The 1,480-nt window shown below is 52.9% G+C and carries 1 protein-coding gene; it reads right to left on the bottom strand.

Annotation, left to right across the window (positions count from 1 at the left end):
• Positions 1–1,480: GEVED domain-containing protein (locus STRDD11_RS13590; protein ID WP_241209317.1), on the bottom strand; the 1,480-nt coding region annotated here is incomplete at both ends.

Below are 1,480 nucleotides of genomic sequence, written 5' to 3'. Positions count from 1 at the left end.
CAGCCTGATAGGCCGCTGAAGCTGCCGTGCCATTGATATCCACCCGAGTGACGGTCTCAGCTGCTGGCTTGCCGCTGTAGCTAGGATCTGGCTGGAAGGTCACCAAATTGTTATTATCAATAGTATAGGTCCCGACACCAGCCACCGTCTTGGTCTGGCTGCCATTGTCAAAGGCCGGCAATTTGCCTGTATCAATCGGAATGCGGGCATCCCCCTCAGTGAAGACCAACTGACCAGTCTGAACCGCCCCCTGAATCCCCTCGCTTTTAGCATCAGTTCCGACAGGACGTACAGCTGTCACAGTCGGCTGATAGCTTGCCCGGTGACGAATGTTTCCTGTATCCAGCACCTGCAGAGTGACAGCATCTGCAAGCCCGACAAAGTCCTTATTAGGCTTGAAGGTCACGCGTCCGCTGGCCCCATCAAGCTCATAGGTTCCGACAGTCTGCCCATTTGAAGTAGCAGCAACTGTATTGGAGTCAAGCGGCTCACCCGCAGCATCCAGGAACTGAGCCGGTCTGCCGGCATCAGGATTGGTCGGAATATTGTTCTCAGAACCATCATTAAAGACCAGCTCTTGGACCTGCTCCAGCCCTTGGATGCCGCTTGAAGTGTAGTGAGACGTTTCCAGAACAGTCGGTACAAAGCGGCCGTCCATATTGTGCAGCTGGTCGTTGACATTGTCAGCTGACTGCCAGTCAGTGGTCAAACCATTTGAGTCAGAGCGGCGGATACTGATTCCTGCTGCTTGACCTGTGAAGTCTGCTTTAGGCTCGAAGGCCACTTTCACATTGGCGCCGTCTGCCGTCACCTGGTAGCGGCCTTCTGAGCGTTCATACCAGCCTTGGGCGTCTTTCTGCAGAGAATGTCCTGCATCGTCCAAAACCAGCGGTTGGCTGCTCTCGTCAATAACAGCGGCTCTATCATAATCTTTCTGGTCCGCACCCTGAGCTGTGAAGAAAATGGTGGTTTCCTGTCTCTGCCCTATACCGCCGACAGTTTCTTTCCTTTCCCCCTGAGGCGGGAGAGGCCGCAAGATCTGCAAATCCTCTACTTCTCCGCTGAAGGCTGTTCCAGTTGGTTTTTCGATGTCACCTGCATTGAGAGCAATCCGCAGGCGGACACCTAGTTTATCCAAAGTCTTATCATAGCTGACTGCGGTCGGGCCAAAGGTCAGAGTGTAGTCTCCTGCAGTTGTGACCTCGGTAAGAGCACTGGCTTCGCCATCATCAAACTGCCCGTTGTTATTAAAGTCAATCCAGGCCTTCAGATAGGCTTTTTCATTGCCATTGGCCGAAGCCTTGACTTTGAGGGTATAGCTGCCATCTTTGAGTTTGGCAAAGTCAAAGAGATCTTTGGTCTTGCTGATCTGGTCGTCTGTCAGCAGCTGGGTCAGCCCTTCGTCTGCCAGTTCATCCTTGTCATCAAAAGTCCGGTCATTGCCGTCGGAAATATCAATATCGGCCTCATGGTCTCCCAA

This window comes from Streptococcus sp. DD11 (genome assembly GCF_001578865.1).
Taxonomy (GTDB): domain Bacteria; phylum Bacillota; class Bacilli; order Lactobacillales; family Streptococcaceae; genus Streptococcus; species Streptococcus panodentis.
The sequence above is the reverse complement of the archived record's forward strand: the minus strand, read 5'-3'. Positions and strand labels throughout refer to the sequence as shown.